The organism is Methanosarcina sp. DH2, assembly GCF_020804225.1.
Taxonomy (GTDB): domain Archaea; phylum Halobacteriota; class Methanosarcinia; order Methanosarcinales; family Methanosarcinaceae; genus Methanosarcina.
Genome location: NZ_WJBI01000002.1, coordinates 153,491 through 171,493 on the forward strand (window position 1 = coordinate 153,491; position 18,003 = coordinate 171,493).

An 18,003-nucleotide genomic window follows, 5' to 3' on the forward strand; every position below is an offset into this window, starting at 1 on the left:
GGTTAAGACCCCATTTTTCAGGCTGGAGGTTTTAGAATTATTTTTAATGGGATTATATTGTTTTGATCAAATTTCTAAGCAACAACTTTCTTTCATATGGAAAAATAAAACACTTTCTATTTTGTTTAAGAAAAGCCGGTCTCCTCCGTCGACCGGTGAGTGCCCCGGTTACTAGAATAACGTATTAACTAACAGCTTCAGAATTTATCTAAAAAATCAAAAAATAGATCAAAAAACGGAAATAGAGAATAGGACTGGGCATTACTAACGATAGAATTATTATCACAAAAAATCAGCTGCAATAAATTCTGATGTGAGCTGTACATTCATTTATGTTTTTATTAAATTTATCAGTTGGTTGTAAAGAAATAGTTGGTTGTAAAGAAATTTCTTTGTAGTTACAATATTTGGTACTTTTATCTCCTCCGTTCCACATTACGCCAGAGGGCCATTTTTCGGGGACTTTACGGCCAAAGAAAACAGCCGCACCAAATACAGGACAAGCCCATTTTTTTGATGCACCTCCAAAACCATGTCTGGCATAATAACTATCTCCTGAAGAAACTCCGCTTTTTTCTTCACACTCCATATCTTTTCTGCCTTTTGGACAAAAACAGTGCACAAGGTTTAAAATAACATCTGTGTTTTTGTTTTCGATTCCACCTTCTTTTAACCCAAAAATGTCATAACAAACACTTAAATAATATCTTACGCCATTTAGGGCAAAAGTACGTGAAAAACCATCTTCCCCAACTAAATAATTATCTGCTGGAGTTACATACCCTTTTTCTTTTTTTGTTAGACAAAATTTTTTACCTGCGGCTTGAATACCATTTTTATCTATTGCCAGAGCAATCTGATCTCCATATAATCCATCCTTCTGGTCTCCAACTATACCAATACAGACAAAAACATTTCTTTTTTCCATTTTAAGTAGAGGAGTTATGTGTCTCACAATTTCCTTGTATACTTTTGCTCTATCCTTACCTGCATTTATCAAACCCGCTGGAAACAGTATTATTCCATCGCCTTCAACTTCATTTAGAATATCGGATATAACATTAGATAATATTTGAAAATTAATCTCTTTTGAAATCTCTTCTGAATAACAATGTCCTCTTTCTAGCCTTAAAATAACCGTTGAAATCCAATTTGAATTGTTAGTTCTTGGAGAAACTGTCTCTTTAGTAGTTTCGTTCAAAATATTGACCTTCAGCTTTCTCTTTGAGTAGTGTTTCTAATTTCCAACAATTGTTTGTTATTAATAGATATTCATTTTATTTTTTCAGTAGCCTCAATAATAGCCACAACTGGGAAAAAATTAAGACCAATATTTCAATAGCTCCGGTAAATATCAGCACCAATTAGTTAGGAACCTTGAAACAAAACAATCAAAAAACAAAAATGCAGTGAAAAATATTCACTAAATGAAAAAAGTCATCCTGCCCTCCATTAAACCAAAAGGGCAGGCAAAAAACTCACAAACTTTATTTCTTATCCATTACTTTCCTGTACATCCTCGCCTGGAACCCGTGATACTTCGCAAACCCTTCTGCATCCTTCTGGTCAATGGTCTGGCTGTCAAACGAAACCAGGTCTTCAGAATACAGGGCATTTGGCGAGCTGCGGGCAAGGATAGTAAGTGCGCCTTTGTAGAGCTTCACTTTCACTGTACCTGTGACCCTTTCCTGGGACTTGTCGATAAAGGCGTTGAGGTCGGCAAAGAGGGGATCGTCTACAAGGCCACCGTATGCCATTTCGGACCACTGCTCTTCAACAATCTTCTTGAACTTCAGTTCCCCGCGGGTCAGGACGAGTTTTTCGAGGTCGGCATGGGCTGCGAGGAGGACGGTTGCAGCCGGGTGCTCATAGTTCTCGCGGGCTTTTAAGCCAAGGACGCGGTCTTCGATCATGTCTGTCCTGCCGACGCCGTTCTCGCCTGCAATTCCGTTCAACTTCTTGATAAGGGCGTAGCCGCCGAGCTTTTCGCCGTCAAGGGAAACCGGGACTCCTGCTTCAAAGACAATATCAAGGATCGTGGGCTGGTCAGGGGCATTTTCCGGGGATTTTGTCCACTCGTAAATCTCTTCCGGCGGGACAAAAGAGGGGTCTTCAAGCCTGCCGCCTTCGATGCTGCGGCTCCAGATGTTTTCGTCAACGCTCCAGGGCTTTGATTTTGTGGCTTCGACAGGGATGCCGTGTTCTTTTGCGTAATTGATTTCCCATTCGCGGGTCAGGTTCATCTCACGCATAGGGGCAATAACGTCCATGTCGGTCTGGCGGAAAACGGCTTCAAAACGGAGCTGGTCATTGCCTTTCCCGGTACAGCCGTGGGCAAGGGCAACTGCGCCTTCTTTTATGGCTGCTTCGACCACTTTTTTGGCGATCAGCGGGCGGGCTACCGATGTGCCCATAACGTAGCCTTCGTAGTTTCCGTTGGCTTTGATCAGGGGGAAGATGTAGTCTTTTACGAACTCTTCCTTTGCATCGATCGTATAGTGCTTGTTGCTGATCTTATGGGCTTTTACATCAGCTTTCCTGATCTCTTCTTCGGGCTGGCCGACGTCTACCGAGATCGTAATTACTTCATCGTACCCGTACTTTTCCTTGAGGATGGGGATACACACAGAGGTGTCAAGCCCACCGGAATATGCAAGTGCAACTTTCTTTACCATGCTTTTACTACCCCTTATTTAGCGGATTGTGATAAGAACTATAATGATTGGCGTGTTAATGGGTTTAACAGTCAATATAAATGTGTTAATGGATTAGCCTGTTAAATGTTAATTCGTTAGCAGACTACGTGTAAACAATTAACATGCTGCTGAATAATAAGTTTAATAAATCTAATAAGTTTAATAATTTTGGTAGCAATATGCTGAATCCTGATAAGTTTGACAGCTAACGGGCTGGCAAATTTAAAAACTGATTATCTTTTGCCGGAGGATGGAAAACCACCCTACCGGCAATGATTTATACTTAAATTTTCCGCTGGCACAACGGTTTATTTAAGCAGTACTTTTAGCAATTGCTTTGCTGACAGGCTTTTTCTCTACTTTACCTTACTGCTCCATCTCTTTATGATACTCATTGATGGATTTAATCGTAAGGTCCTGCCCTTTCTTCATGGTCTCGATGGCATCAGCCGCTGCAACTGCTGCCTGGATTGTTGTGATGTACGGGACTTTGAAGTCAACGGCTGCACGCCTGATCCTGTAGCCGTCCTTGCGGGACTGCTTGCTTGTGGGAGTGTTAATAATCAGGTCGACTTCGTCTCTGCGCATCATATCGATAACGTTCGGGCTTCCGTCGTGCACTTTCTTTACGGTATCCATGAAGATTCCGTGCTGTGCAAGGTAGTTCACAGTACCGCGTGTGCCCATGAGTTCAAGGCCTGCTGCCTGCAGTTTTCGGGCGGCTTCCACAAGTTCGGGTTTGTCTGCTTCCCTGATAGAGAGGAAGACCTTTCCTGTAAGGGGCAGGAGGTTGTCAGCCGCAAGTTCTGCCTTATAGTATGCCCTTCCGAAGTCGTAGTCAATACCCATGACTTCTCCCGTGCTCTTCATTTCGGGTCCGAGGACAGGGTCTGCTCCTGGCAGTTTGTCAAAGGGCAGGAGGACTTCTTTAATGGAGACATGTTTCGGCTTTGGCTCGTCAGTGTAACCCAGGTCCTTCAGGCTGTGTCCTGCAATTACCTTGGCTGCAATCTTTGCAAGCGGGAGGCCGACAGCTTTTGAGACGAAAGGAATTGTCCTGCTTGAACGCGGGTTTGCTTCGAGCACAAAGACCTTTCCGCCTTTTTCTGCCATCTGAATATTTATCAACCCTTTGACCCTCAGGCCGAGAGCAATCTTGCGGGTGTAATCCCTTACCTGGTCGAGAACTTCCGGAGAGAGAGACTGGGGAGGGATTACACAGGCTGAATCTCCTGAGTGGACACCTGCTTCTTCAATGTGCTCCATAATTGCGCCGATGAGTACATCTTTCCGGTCGCAGACGGCATCCACATCGATTTCGCAGGCTGCTTCCAGGAAGTCATCTATAAGGATGGGGTGTTCCGGAGAGACCCTGACTGCTTCTTTCATGTAGCGTTCAAGGTCGATTTCGTCATAGACAATTTCCATTGCCCTGCCACCTAGAACGTAGGAGGGGCGCACAAGTACCGGGAAACCTATCCTCTGTGCAACCTCGATTGCTTCCTGCTGCGAAGTTGCATATCCTCCTTCAGGCTGCGGGATGCCGAGCTTCTGCATAAGGAGGTAGAACTTCTCCCTGTCTTCGGCAAGGTCCATGTCTTCAGGGTCCGTGCCCATGATCACGGTATCAAGGTCTGTCCTGCGCTTTAACTCCTTTTTCAGGGGAAGTGCAAGGTTAACCGAGGTCTGTCCCCCGAACTGCACAAGAACACCATAGGGCCTCTCACATTCGATTACGTTCATTACGTATTCCATTGTGAGGGGTTCAAAAAAGAGCTTGTCTGAGGTGTCAAAGTCGGTTGACACGGTTTCAGGGTTATTGTTAATGATGTGGGTCTCTATACCCTCTTCCCTGAGAGCGGTTACTGCATGGACGGTACAGTAGTCGAACTCTATTCCCTGCCCTATCCTGATAGGGCCTGCGCCCAGGATAAGGATCTTCTTCCTGTCTGTGGGATTTGTCTCACAGGTATCTTCGTAAGTGGAATAGTAATAGGGAGTTGCTGCCTGGAACTCGGCTGCACAGGTATCCACCATCTTGAAGGTAGCAAGAATTCCTGCTGCGTGCCTGAGGTCGCTTATTTCCTCCCTTTTCTTGCCAGTCAACTCGGCAAGGCGGCTGTCAGGGAAGCCCATCTTCTTTACTTCGCGCAGGAAATCAGGAGTCAGTTCTTCTGTCCTGATGCGCTTTTCCATGTCAACTATCCTTTTGATCTTTGTGATGAAGAAGGGGTTGATGTTTGAAAGTTCGGCAATTTCCTTTACCGACATTCCCCTCTCAAGGGCATGGAAGATAACAAAAAGGCGTTCACTTGTAGGGGTCTTGAGAAGAGTTTTGATTTCGGGTTCTTCCCAGCGTTTTATCCCGAGCTGGGAGTCGATATCAAGAGATTTGAAAGCTTTCAGGAGGGACTCTTCAATTGTCCTGCCTATTGCCATTATTTCTCCCGTACTCTTCATGGCTGTAGTCAGTGTCTTGTCTGCGGTGGTAAACTTGTCAAAAGGCCACCTCGGGATCTTTGTAATCACATAGTCCAGAGCAGGTTCAAAAGAGGCGGGAGTGCTCATGGTAACGTTATTTATTATCTCGTCGAGCGTCATGCCGATTGCAATCTTTGCGGTTACACGTGCAATCGGGTAGCCGGTTGCTTTGGACGCAAGGGCTGATGACCTGGATACCCTCGGGTTTACCTCGACAATGCGGTAGTCGCCTTCCTTTAAGGCGTACTGGATATTGCACCCTCCTTCGATCTTGAGGGCACGAATGATCTTAATAGAGGCACTCCTGAGCATCTGGTGCTCTTCGTCGGTCAGGGTCTGGGACGGGGCAACGACTGCAGATTCTCCGGTATGAACACCCATGGGGTCGATGTTTTCCATGTTACAGATAACGATACAGGTATCGTTTGCGTCCCTCATGACCTCATACTCGACTTCAGCCCACCCGAGCACGCTTTCTTCGATTAGCACCTGGTTGATGCGGCTGCGTCTGAGCCCGCGTTCCGTAATCTCAAGGAGCTCTTCTTTTGTGCGGGCAATTCCGCCGCCAGCGCCGCCAAGGGTATAAGCCGGACGGATAATAAGGGGCAGGCCAAGTTCCTCAACAACCTCTTCGGCTTCCTTTAAGGAATGGACTGCCTTACTCAAGGGGACCTTTTCCCCTATCCTGAGCATGGTCTCTTTGAAAAGTTCCCTGTCTTCCGTGTTTTTAATAGCTTCAACAGGGGTTCCCAGTATCTGAACGCCGTATTTTTCAAAAACGCCCATTTCTGCAAGTTCACTGGTAATATTAAGGCCGGTCTGCCCTCCAATGCCTGCAATTATTCCATCAGGGCGTTCTTTTTCAATGATTTTTTCTATAATTCTGGCGTCAAGGGGCTCGATATAGACCGAATCAGCCATTTCGGGATCGGTCATAATGGTTGCAGGGTTTGAATTTACAAGCACAACCTGCACGCCTTCTTCTTTTAAAGACCTGCAGGCCTGGCTTCCTGAGAAGTCAAACTCTGCAGCCTGTCCGATTGTGATTGGCCCTGAACCTATAAGCAAAACTTTCTTTATGTCTTCGCGTTTTGGCATCAGAGATCCCCTCCGAGGACCTTTACTACCTTGCCGAAGAATGTCTCCTCGGTATCCATGGGCCCTGCCTGTGCTTCAGGATGGAACTGCACACTGAAGATATCCAGGTCTTTATGGGAGACTCCTTCAACGGTTTTGTCGTTTGCGTTCAGGTACTTCACATAGAGCCCTGTCCCTTCAAGGGAATCCGCATCCACGGCGTACCCGTGGTTCTGGGAACTTATGAAAATCCTGTTTTCAACAAGGTCCTTTACCGGCTGGTTTCCTCCCCTGTGCCCGAACTTAAGCTTGTAAGTTCTGGCTCCCATTGCAAGGGAGATAATCTGGTGCCCGAAACAGATCCCTGCGACCGGAATCGTACCTGCAAAAGCCTTTACGGCATTAATTGCATCCGTTGCTTTTTCAGGATCTCCTGGCCCGTTTGAAACAAAAAGGAGGTCAGGCTCGTAGCCTGCAATTTCCTTTGGTTTTGTGGTTGCAGGGACCAGTGTAAGGTCAATTCCCCTTTTATGCAGGTTGTTTATGATATTGCGTTTTATGCCAAGGTCAACTACAACCGCATGTTTGGGTTTACCGCTGCCCTTCCAGGCGCCTTCTGCTCCCGGAATGAAGCGGGGTTCTTTACATGTAACAAGTGCGATAAGCTCTTCATCCGTTATCTGTGGAAAATTCCTTGCCACATCTACGGCCTCTTCCCCATCGTCACTGCCAGTGATCAGGGCTGCACGCATGGTCCCGTGCTCTCTTGCCCCTATGGTGAGCATACGGGTGTCCACACCTTCGATTCCTGGTTTTCCTTCATCCTCTAAAAATTTGTGGATAGAACGGGCGGATTTGTAGTGATAGGGTTTTTTGCAGGCTTCCCTGACAACAAGCCCTTCAGCATGGATATTGTCAGACTGAAACCGCTCTCCGCTGACACCGTAATTCCCTATCAAAGGGTAAGTGAACATTAAAATCTGGCCCTTATAGGAAGGGTCAGTCAGAGCCTCCTCATATCCCGTGAATTGAGTAGTAAAAACGAGTTCGCCGCAAGCTGTGCCTTCGGCACCAAAACCGGTGCCCTTAATAACTGTTCCGTCTTCTAATCCTAGTACTGCTTTCATCATCTGAACCTGCGAGTAAATGTCATAAGACATGTATAAGTGTTGCGATGACTTTTCCGATTCCCTGATTTTTAGTCATTTTATCAGTAGTTTAATATATAAATCTTTCAATTAAATCGTTTATTTTGAGCATCTGTCCTTCAAACTACAAAAAAACTTTCCTCCCGGAAAACTCGGTATTCAGTAATAAAATAATCTCAATACAATCTCAATACAATCTCAATATTATCTCAATACAATCTCAACATAATCTCAACATAATCTCAACATAATCTCAACATAATCTCAACATAATCTCAACATAATCTCAATACAATCTCAAGGCATTAACGAAATGCCAAATAGTATCCGAGAATTTATATTGTTTTATCATAGAAAAAAATACTTTTTTATAAAACAAAGTTACAATCTGAAAACCCGATATGTTAAAGTAAAAGCAAATTTCATACTTTTAGATCCTGAATTCATATCTGATTTATGCCAGTTTTATTCTCCTAAATATTTGTAGTATATAAGTATTCCGCAAAAATAGTATATATGATTGGGTTACAAGTAACAATCAGGAAAATAAGCTGTTAAAGCTGTAAAAATAGAAAGTTTTCTTAAATCTATATTTTCAGTGATCTGAAGTTAATAGTACAGAGAACAAATTCATTCTAATAAAATTTAGTTTTTTATTGACTGAGTTTTTGTGGAAATTTTCCACCTTTTGTGATGATTGCTGATAATTTTTAAAAGTAACTTCGGGCGAACCGGGGTATTTATATGGAAAAGAATGTAAAACTTGAAGTACGGAACATTATCAAAATTTTTGGAAAAAACCCCCGGAAAGTAATTTCCCTTCTAAATGAAGGTTTATCCAAAAGTGATATTTTTGAAAAGACAAAACAGACCGTGGGGCTTAACAACGTCAACTTTGAAGTCTTCGATGGAGAGATTTTCGTAATAATGGGGCTTTCTGGTTCCGGAAAATCTACCCTGCTGCGCTGCTTGAACCGCCTTATCGAACCAACGGAAGGAGAAATCCTGATAGACGGGCAGAATATTACTGACATGAGCCCTGAGGAACTGAGAAGTACCCGCAGGAGCAAGCTTGGAATGGTTTTTCAGAATTTTGCCCTGCTGCCTCACAGGTCTGTCCTGGATAACGTGGCTTACGGGCTTGAAATCCAGGGGATTCCTAGAGAAGAACGCAATTCAAAGGCTCTTGAAGCCATAGAAACCGTAGGGCTCAAAGGTTATGAACACAGCCGGACTACAGAGCTCAGCGGAGGCATGAAGCAAAGGGTAGGGCTTGCAAGGGCGCTTGCAAATGACCCTGATATCCTGCTGATGGACGAGGCTTTCAGTGCCCTTGATCCCCTTATCAGGAGCGATATGCAGGACGAGCTGCTTGCCCTGGAGGACAGGATGCAAAAAACAATTATCTTTGTCTCCCACGACCTGGACGAAGCCCTGAAAATCGGGGACCGCATCGCGCTCATGAAAGACGGAGAAGTTGTCCAGATAGGGACCCCTGAAGAGATCCTTACCGAACCTGCAGATTCCTATGTTTCGAAGTTCGTTGCAGGAGTCGACAGGTCCAAAATCCTTACTGCTGAATCGGTTATGAAGCGGCCTGAACCGCTCGTATCCATCAATTCCGGTCCCAGGGTTGCCATCCAGTTGATGAAAGACCATGGGATTTCCTCGATTTATGTGGTTGAGGGAAAGAACAGGCGCCTTAAAGGCATACTTATGATAAGGGATGCCCTTTCGGCCCTTAAAGCAGGAAAGAGCCTTGAAGCAGTGATGATTCCTGAGATTCCTCGAGTGGCTCTGGATATGCCTCTTAACGAAGTAATCCCCCTGATTGCGGAAAGCCAGTACCCTCTTGCAGTGGTCAATGATTCAGGAAAGCTGCTCGGGATTATAGTCCGGGGCAGTGTTCTTGGAGCACTTGCGATTTCCGGGGAAAACGGGCAAGAAGAAACTTCAGAAGAAAGAGATTCAGAAGGGAGAGAGCCAGAAGGGAGAGAGCCAGAAGGGAGAGAGCCAGAAGGGAGAGAGCCAGGAGAAAAGATCCCTGAAGAGAAGATTCCTGAAAAAACGATATTCAGCGGCAAAAACGAAGGGGAAGCTGGACCTCCCCCCGAAAGCTCAGGCGGCTCTAGCGGTATAATCAACAAAGGAATTGACAACGGACCTGCGCCTATCGAAGCAGAAGCAAAGAAGGGGGTGCCGGCCGAAGCGCCTGCCAAAGCGCCTGTCAGATCTGATACCAGGTCGGGCCTGGAGATGAAAACATGCTGATTCCCAGACTCCCAATCGGGGACACGGTTGAATTTGCTGTGGACTGGGTTGAAGGCAATTTCGGCCAGCTCCTTGACCTCGCAAGCGAGCAACTTGATTTCCTGATATCAGGTTTAAAAGATGCACTTCTTTTCCTGCCTCCGGAACTTTTTGTCCTGGTAATTTCCCTGCTTGCTTATTTTGCAGGGAGGCAAAATATCAAGCTTGCAGCCGGAACTGCATTCGGTTTTTTCCTGATCGAAAACATGGGGCTCTGGGAGCTCTCGATAGAAACACTTGCTCTTGTGCTTTCATCTACTCTGCTAGCGCTCATTATAGGGATTCCCCTGGGGATCCTTTCTGCAAAAAATACGACGCTTCTCCATATTGTAAAGCCTGCACTTGATTTAATGCAGACTATGCCGTCTTTTGTATACCTGATCCCTGCTCTTATCTTCTTCGGGCTTGGAAACGTGCCCGGTATGATCGCAACTGTCGTTTTTGCAATGCCGCCTGCAATAAGGCTCACAAACCTGGGGATCAGGCAGGTCCCGAAAGAGCTTACCGAGGTCGCTGACGCCTTCGGGTCTACGGGCTGGCAGAAACTTGCAAAGGTGGAACTGCCTGTGGCTCTCCCTACTATAATGGCCGGAATTAACCAGTGCATAATGCTCTCCCTCTCCATGGTCGTCATTGCAGCCATGATTGGAGCCCGGGGGCTCGGATATCAGGTGCTTTTCGGGATCCAGAGAGTGGACATCGGCATGGGCTTCGAAGCAGGGCTAGCTATTGTCATAATCGCGGTCGTTCTTGACCGGATCACTCAGCATCTGAGCCCCAGGTAAAAATACTTCATTCCTGACAAAACACTCCATTCCTAACGCTCCATTCCTAACGCTCCATTCCTAACGCTCCATTCCTGTTTCGTCCTTAAAAGGGCGCTCAGGATAAGGCTCTTCACTTTAACAGGGGCACCTTCAACACCCCAGAAAGAAGGGGCATCACTCATTTAAACCCCTGAATTACTCAAAAACCAAAAAGAAACTCAAAAAAAGGTTGTAGATATTTTGACCAATGCAAAATTTAATGTTAACGTAAAAAAGCTCGGATCGATTATGGTAATCGTTCTGGCGATAGGGCTTACCCTCTTTGTGGCAGGCTGTGCAGAACAGGGAGATGAAACTGTAGAAGGAGAAGAGACCACTCCCCCCGGAACAGAGGCAGCTGAGTTTAGCGAACCTGTGAAAATAGGATATGTCTTATGGGACGGTGAAATTGCAAGCACTAATGTGATGCAGCAGGTGCTCGAACAGGCAGGGTATGAAGATGTGGAAATCATTGCAGTTGATGCAGGCCCGCTTTACCAGGGACTCGCTGACGGACAGTTTGATTTCACAACATCTGCCTGGCTCCCTTATACCCACCAGAATTATTGGGAAACTTATGGAGACCGCATGGACTCGGTCCAGACAAACCTTGAAGACTGCAAGATAGGGCTTGTTGTGCCTTCGTATGTAACTATAGACTCCATTGAAGAGCTCAACTCCGAAAAAGAGAAATTTGACGGCAGGATAATCGGCATTGACCCCGGAGCAGGCATCATGCAGGCTTCAGAAACTGCAATTGACGAGTATGATCTGGACATGGAGCTTGTTTCAGGCAGCAGCGCTGCAATGACCACTTCCCTGAAAAAAGCCACCGACTCCGAAGAGTGGGTAGCTGTGACCCTCTGGTCTCCACACTGGGCTTTTGACCGCTGGGACCTCAAGTATCTGGATGACCCGAAAGGCGCTTACGGGTCTGCCGACCACGTTGAAACCCTTGCAAGGCTTGGGCTCGAAGAAGAAAAGCCAGATCTCTACGGCATCCTTACCCGCTTCCAGTGGACCCATGATGATATCCAGGCTATCATGATGGAAATTGAAAACGGAATGACCCCTGAAGAAGCTGCAGCTAAGTGGATTGAAAACAACCCGGAAAAAGTTAACGAATGGATAGGAGGAGAGTCAGAAGAGTAAAAAAGTAAATTTCTCTTCCTTCCATTTCTTTTTTACCTGATTTTTTATTTCGCCGTCCTTTTACAATGCCGGTTAGCGTCGTCGATATCCACCTCAACCACCGCTACCGTGGCTGCTTCCTCCACTGGAATCGTTATCAACGCCGGAACTACTTTCCAGCACAGTTATTGTAGTAAACCTTGAATCTGTACCATCTGGGTTGTTTACTATCAGACAGGCTGTATAGTTTCCTGGTGATAAATAAGTGTGAGCTGGATTATGTTCGTTTGAAGCAGCTCCATCTCCAAAGTCCCAGTTCCATTCGGTTGCGTTTTCTGAACTGTCGGTAAACTGAACTGAAAGAGGTGTAAAACCTCCACTGACATTGCCGCTGAAACTAGCTACTGGAAGTACTGATTCTGGATCTGGGATGATTGCAAGTCCCCCAGGAGAAATCTCGATATTCACTGTTGCTGAAATGGTGTCGCTTGAAGTATCAATTATAGAGATATTGTTGCTATAATTGTTTCCATAATCGCCTTTGGTTACCACATATACCTTCTTCCCATTAGGTGTGATTGCAATCTCTTCAGGACTGCCTTCTACATTCATTGTAGTTACAACTTTTCTTGTAGACGTATCAATTACAGAGACAAAGCCATTTCCACCAGCCACATATACCTTTGTTCCAGTTGGATTGACTACAACTTCATGAGGAGAATTATCTACATCCACTGTAGCTATAACGGCATTTGTAGCTGTATCAATTACAGAGACAGTGTTATCGTATATTTTTGCCACGTATGCCGTTTTTCCATCCGGTGCGACTGCAACTCCACAAGACCAGATTCCTACAGGCACAGTGGCTGTAACGGCATTTGTAGCTGTATCAATTACAGAGACAGTAGTATTGCTAGGGCTAAAAAAACTGCCATAGTTCGTCACATATACTTTTTTTCCATCAGGTGTGAATGCAACTCCTTTAGGCCCACTTCCTACAGGCACTGTGGCTGTAACAGTATTTGTTGCGGTGTCAATTACAGAGGTAGTGTTGCTGTTTTCGTTCACCACATATACCTTTTTTCCATCAGGACTGACTGCAACTTCAGAAGGATTATCTCCTACTTTCACAGTGTCTGTAACGGTATTTGTTGAAGTATCAATTACAGAGACATTACCATCTTGATAGTTTGTCACATATGCCGTTTTTCCATTAGGTACGACTGCAACTCCTTTAGACCCACTTCCTACTTTCACAGATGTTATAACTATTCCTGTGGCTGTGTCAATTACAGAGAATGCACCGTTATTCGTAATGTATACAAATGGCCACGTGGATGAAACCCTTTTTCCAACAGTTATGTTAACAAGTTTGGAGCTAGTATTGATTCCATTGCTAGCTGTCAAATTAACTGTATAGTTTCCTGAAGTCTTGTACGCATATACAGGATTTTGTTTTTTGGAATCTGAGATCCCATCCCCATCAAAGTCCCAGTTCCACACAACTGCGTTTTTCGAGAGGTCTGTAAACTTGACAACAAGGGGTGCAGGCCCATTAGTGACACTGGCTGTAAAGTTAGCAGTTGGGGTAACTGAATTTTGCAGACTGGACATAGATACAAGAGGTAAATAGTCAAATTCGTCTTCATAGACGTTATAAGGATCCTCATAGATTTTATAAGGCAGGTCTCCGATCCCATTCCTATCCAGATCCACGCAGATCTGGGAAAATCCGGTCCCATCTGGCTTTGCCCAGAAGTTGCCTCCAATGTAAGGGCTACCGGCAATATTAGTACCTCGAGTAAGTGAATTGTTCCAGGTATTCTCTCTGCCAGCTCCAAACCTTACGTTTACAGTATTATTAAAATAATTATTGTAGATCCGTTTACCGCCTTCGTTGTACTGATCAACAATCCCGCATTCTGCACTGGACATTATCGTGTTGTTAATTATTTCAGCGCCAAGACAGCCATCACCTAAATGAATCCCTACATCACAGTTTAATATTGTATTATTGTCAATTCCTGAACTTACAAACGAAAGCCTAATCCCATAATTGCAGTTAGCAATCCTGTTATTACGAATCTCTACTGCTTGATCATATGCATAGATGCCAGTGGAACAATTTGAGATCGTATTACCTAATACTGTATTATTTCTTCCACAGCAGGAAATATGTATACCTTCGCCGTTAGAAATTTTATTTTCGGCTATTAAATTGCCTGATATCTCGGATCCCAGAATAATAGAACCGTTTTCAATGTTATTACCTGTCACATTATTCATATCGCCATGAAAGATGATTTTTAAATTGTCTGGCATGTAGGATCCCAGAAAAATGGAACCGTTTTCAATGTTATTACCTGTTACATTATTCATCTTGCCATAAGCAAAGATTGCATTTTTATGATGCATCTTACCGGCTCCTGTTATATTTAAACCACTGATCGTTGTACTATTAGCTGTTATCAGAAAGGTACTTTTACTTTCGTTCAGCGGTTTTACCTGCGCATCACCATTGTTTGATTCTGACCTGATAGTTAGACCTTTTACGTCAACACGAACGTTTTCAGTATAAATTCCGGGCATCACGACTATTATGTCCCCTGTTACAGAATTATTCACAGCTTCCTGAATTGATCTGAAATCAGCTCCAGAACCATCATCTACTGTAATTTCCCTTGCTGATGAGGTAGCTGAAACAGATATTATAAAAATAAAAACTAAAATTATTGAAAAAATTGTTCTATTTCTCATTTCTTTCCCCCCTTTAATTATAATATAATCCCTTATGAATATTAATATAAACCTCATTAACGACATTTAACATATTTTACTTTCCATAGTTATTTTTGATTAATTATTTTCGGAAATAAAGGTTGAATTGAAGCGAGCCACGTAGAAATATGAAGGCTTTTCAAAGGAAAGCATAACAGTGGGGTTATGATGATTCTAGCTATAATGAGAAGCGTTGGAATCGAAGCAATAGAAAAGAAGAATGCCGCAGCATAATACGTACCAGGTTAGTTGACTTCTAAGAATGTCAAAGATATCTTCCTAGAACCACAGTACCTTTCTAAAACAGTTCCAGAAGAGACGCCAAACCAGACTATACAGGCAGATCATTGTAAAAAATATATTTCAAATCTGGCAAACGGGAACGTTCATCGTGTTTAGCCAGACTTGATTAATGATTTCATAGGTTAACCTTTATTTATCTTCTATTATACCAAAATATGCCAAGCAGCCCTAAGACCCCGTAAACAATTTCAAAGTCAGGCATGCTTGTGTTCCTTTCTTTCTCTGGGTCCTGTTCAACATCTATCGTTGAACTTCCATTGTTCTTAACATCTTTAGTATCAGATTCAGGTTGTATTTCAGTGCCAGCTTCTTCTACTATTGTCTTACCCGTTATTGCAAACGGAGAGAATCCAGGTGTTTGTGCCGTGAAATACAGATATTTGTCATCTTCCCTGAGTAGAGTGGTTGGAAGTTCATTCCATTTTTTGTCACTATACCTGTTCAGGGTTATTGAAGGCTTGTCAATACCTTTGTCCTGCATCCAGGATTTTTCAACCATGAAACAGACAACTGAGTTTTCGATGTTCTTTTCAGTTGCATATCCGCTGTTGCCAACCCAGATATTGAGATAATTGTAGACTTCACCTTCGGGTGAATCTGGGGTAAGCGTGGATTTGGTTTTTAGCATCTCAACAATGGTTGTTGTTTTGCCAACGGTCTTCTTTGAATCAAAACTTAAATAAACAATAGCAGTGGCATTCTTTGGGAAATTAAACTTTACAGGGTTTCCGTTTGTAATGAAGACCTGAGAAAGTTCCTTGACCTCAACGTTTCTTGCAGGTTCAGGGGAACCACCTGCATTTCCACCACTACTGTGACTACTTCCTCCACTACTTCCTCCACTACTGCCACCACTTGAACGGCTTGGTGTAAGTACATTTATTGCAGTAGTTTTTGAATTAGTTCCATTTTCGTTGCTTACAGTCAGGTTGACAGTATAGGTTCTAGGATTTGCGTATACATAAACTGGGTTTATATCCCCTGAGTCTGCCTTTCCATCGTTATTGAAATCCCATATTCTTGACGCTACTTTCTGGGAGAAGTCATTAAACTGTACTGTCAGGGGAGCATAACCCTCGGTAACGTTACTATTGAAGTTTGCAACCGGAGCGTTTGGATCGATAACAACTATGTAACCCGGCTTTGTCACTGTACTATTTCCTGCAGCGTTTTCAACAGTCAGACCGATTGTATAATTTCCTGGATTTGTAAATGTATGGGTTGCATTCATAGCTTTTTTTGAATTGATACCGTCGCCGAAATGCCAATACCAAGACGTAGGTGCTTCACCAGTGCTGGTATCAGTGAATAACACCACTAGAGGTGCTGTGCCAGAGGTTACATTAGCAGTGAATGCAGCTATAGGTGCGTTTGCTGCTGGAGAGAGATCACACATATAGATCCCTTCATCCTCCCACACTATCCTGTCTCCATAGATAGCAGGATTACCTTGAGCTGATCTGCTTGAAGTCATCCGGGTATCTGAGGAAGTGGAGATATTATACAGATATAAATAACCCCCGTTCCCGATATCATTTATCCTTACGATCCTATCACCGTAGATTTCATAATACCTTCCAAAATTAAAGCCTTCTGTGATATGGGTTTTTTCATTAGTGACGAGATCGTACATCCAGAGATCATCATTCCCAAAATAATCATCTGTCCATATTATTTTGTCACCATAGATTTTAGGACTGTCGCCATAGATCTTAGCATTATGATTACCGCTATTAGTAATCATTGTCTCTGTGTGAGTGGAAATATTATACATATAGATATAAAGATCATTAACACGGTAATCTTTATACACTATCCTATCACCGTATATGTCAGGGTAGGAGAAGTAGTTCGATCCATTGGTGATTTGAGTTTGGATGGATGTAGATATATCACTCATGTAGAAATTGCCATTTGATCTCCATACAATTCTACTACCATAAATAGAGGGAATACTTTCTCTAGTCACATTTTTTGTAATATGAGAACTAGTAGAGGTATGCACATCATATACATTAAGGTTGAGATTTCCACTACTGTTGTCTAACCACACGATTTTGTTATCATATATAGCAGGATGGGATGCAGAAGAAAAACCTATCTTAATATCTTTTCCAGTAGTCAAGTTATACAGGTGAATTATGCCTAACCCTTCAGTATTATCTGACCATACAACTTTATCATCATAGATAGCAGGCTCGTTAGCCTTTATACCATTTTGCGTAAGCCGAATTTCACTGGACTCGAAAATAAGACTTCCTAGGTTAGATGCATCTAATCCATTAATAATATTTATAAGTTTGAACCCTTCGAATTTGTCACCGTTTTGGAAGACCTTGACATTTGCGTAGTCAATGAGCCACACACCTTGGATGTAAATAATGCTTCCGACTGCACCTCCGAAGACCTGTTTGACTTGGACTTTCAGGACAACGACATCGTCTTCACCCTGAATGTCATCAAGCTTAACTTCCCAAGTTCTTTGGCCATCTATTTCTGGGTAGTAATTTCTAGGAGCAACAATTTCGAAAAGTTCGTCATCTATCAATACTCCGTCCTTAGTAAACTCGAGCAAAACCATATTCTTACTATCAACATTTACTTCTCTGGCTTCAATAGCATAGCCCTGACCGAGATCGAGGCTGTCGCCGGTTCTGAAAGTGTACATATCACGACTGTCAAGAACGAGCTTAGCTAGCTTGTTAACATGGGATTTCCAAATTGGATCGTTATCAACGAGTAAAGGAACGTACTTCTGTCCAAGTAAATTGATTAGTAGATACTGTTCATTAGGCCAACCTTCATATTCGTAATTAGTACTGACAACGTTACAGGTTACAGGAAATGCCGATGCCACAGACGAAATGAGAGTTAAAAATAAAATCAGAGCAGTTGAGACTAAAAGTATTGAATGCAATTTTTTCTTAATTGTCATTTATTTTCCTTCGCCACCCAACATTTAAAAAATGTTATTAACTATTACATTCCAATATTCTTTAAGTATTTCCTTTGAATCTTAACCTGTAACCGATTGGATACTCAAAATATGACTATAACGTTGGTTTGGAATTCTCAAAAAACACAACTGCTAATTCACATAAAAATGAAAACATAATCATAGATAACAGTTTAAAATAAATAGTTACAACTTCTGTATTCCATACATTATATTTAGGAATGATTAATAAATAACTTCAAGCTTTTACTTCTGGAATTGCTCTATAATTCCATTTCCCCAAATAATCATCAAAGACAATTTTCATTTTTTCCTTG

The 18,003-nt window shown here is 43.2% G+C and carries 10 protein-coding genes; 3 read left to right on the forward strand and 7 right to left on the reverse strand.

The window, feature by feature from the left end; all coding sequences use genetic code 11:
• Positions 1–292 precede the first annotated feature (292 nt).
• The 4 genes from FXV91_RS04675 to carA form a co-directional block, all read right to left on the reverse strand.
• Positions 293–1,201, reverse strand: coding sequence for a hypothetical protein (locus tag FXV91_RS04675; RefSeq protein WP_229388895.1), 909 nt, complete (start codon positions 1,199–1,201; stop codon positions 293–295).
• A gap of 286 nt (positions 1,202–1,487) precedes the next feature.
• Positions 1,488–2,675 (reverse strand): argininosuccinate synthase, encoded by a 1,188-nt coding sequence (locus FXV91_RS04680; protein WP_229388897.1) that lies wholly within the window; start codon positions 2,673–2,675, stop codon positions 1,488–1,490.
• Between the two features lie 387 nt (positions 2,676–3,062).
• On the reverse strand, positions 3,063–6,275 hold the full coding sequence (carB, locus tag FXV91_RS04685) for a carbamoyl-phosphate synthase large subunit (RefSeq protein ID WP_229388899.1): 3,213 nt from the start codon (positions 6,273–6,275) through the stop codon (positions 3,063–3,065).
• Entirely contained in the window at positions 6,275–7,381 is a 1,107-nt protein-coding gene (gene carA, locus FXV91_RS04690) for a glutamine-hydrolyzing carbamoyl-phosphate synthase small subunit (protein ID WP_229389744.1), read from the reverse strand. The genes carB and carA overlap by 1 nt, the downstream gene beginning before the upstream one ends.
• A gap of 765 nt (positions 7,382–8,146) precedes the next feature.
• Here carA and FXV91_RS04695 point away from each other — a divergent pair.
• Complete coding sequence (locus FXV91_RS04695; protein WP_229388901.1) at positions 8,147–9,673, forward strand: betaine/proline/choline family ABC transporter ATP-binding protein; 1,527 nt, start codon at positions 8,147–8,149, stop codon at positions 9,671–9,673.
• Positions 9,667–10,497 (forward strand): proline/glycine betaine ABC transporter permease, encoded by an 831-nt coding sequence (locus FXV91_RS04700; protein ID WP_229388903.1) that lies wholly within the window; start codon positions 9,667–9,669, stop codon positions 10,495–10,497. Before FXV91_RS04695 ends, FXV91_RS04700 begins: the two co-directional genes overlap by 7 nt.
• 32 nt (positions 10,498–10,529) lie before the next feature.
• On the opposite strand, the gene FXV91_RS19655 is transcribed toward FXV91_RS04700, so the two are convergent.
• Complete coding sequence (locus FXV91_RS19655) at positions 10,530–10,661, reverse strand: hypothetical protein (protein WP_255679925.1); 132 nt, start codon at positions 10,659–10,661, stop codon at positions 10,530–10,532.
• Positions 10,662–10,719: 58 nt separating this feature from the next.
• On the opposite strand from FXV91_RS19655, the gene FXV91_RS04705 reads away from it, so the two are divergent.
• Positions 10,720–11,670 (forward strand): glycine betaine ABC transporter substrate-binding protein, encoded by a 951-nt coding sequence (locus FXV91_RS04705; RefSeq protein ID WP_229388905.1) that lies wholly within the window; start codon positions 10,720–10,722, stop codon positions 11,668–11,670.
• A 93-nt stretch (positions 11,671–11,763) separates the two neighbouring features.
• Here FXV91_RS04705 and FXV91_RS04710 read toward each other — a convergent pair whose 3' ends face one another.
• On the reverse strand, positions 11,764–14,406 hold the full coding sequence (locus tag FXV91_RS04710) for a NosD domain-containing protein (protein ID WP_229388907.1): 2,643 nt from the start codon (positions 14,404–14,406) through the stop codon (positions 11,764–11,766).
• 457 nt (positions 14,407–14,863) lie between these two features.
• Entirely contained in the window at positions 14,864–17,665 is a 2,802-nt protein-coding gene (locus FXV91_RS20105; RefSeq protein ID WP_229388909.1) for a PGF-pre-PGF domain-containing protein, read from the reverse strand.
• Positions 17,666–18,003 lie beyond the last annotated feature (338 nt).

What these genes read in the sequence shown, in the direction of transcription:
- FXV91_RS04680 (WP_229388897.1), bottom strand. Translation starts at nt 2,675, where the DNA reads ATGGTAAAGAAAGTTGCACTTGCATATTCCGGTGGGCTTGACACCTCT.
- carA (WP_229389744.1), bottom strand. Translation starts at nt 7,381, where the DNA reads ATGAAAGCAGTACTAGGATTAGAAGACGGAACAGTTATTAAGGGCACC.
- FXV91_RS20105 (WP_229388909.1), bottom strand. Translation starts at nt 17,665, where the DNA reads ATGACAATTAAGAAAAAATTGCATTCAATACTTTTAGTCTCAACTGCT.
- FXV91_RS04695 (WP_229388901.1), top strand. Translation starts at nt 8,147, where the DNA reads ATGGAAAAGAATGTAAAACTTGAAGTACGGAACATTATCAAAATTTTT.
- carB (WP_229388899.1), bottom strand. Translation starts at nt 6,275, where the DNA reads ATGCCAAAACGCGAAGACATAAAGAAAGTTTTGCTTATAGGTTCAGGG.
- FXV91_RS04710 (WP_229388907.1), bottom strand. Translation starts at nt 14,406, where the DNA reads ATGAGAAATAGAACAATTTTTTCAATAATTTTAGTTTTTATTTTTATA.
- FXV91_RS04700 (WP_229388903.1), top strand. Translation starts at nt 9,667, where the DNA reads ATGCTGATTCCCAGACTCCCAATCGGGGACACGGTTGAATTTGCTGTG.
- FXV91_RS19655 (WP_255679925.1), bottom strand. Translation starts at nt 10,661, where the DNA reads ATGAGTGATGCCCCTTCTTTCTGGGGTGTTGAAGGTGCCCCTGTTAAA.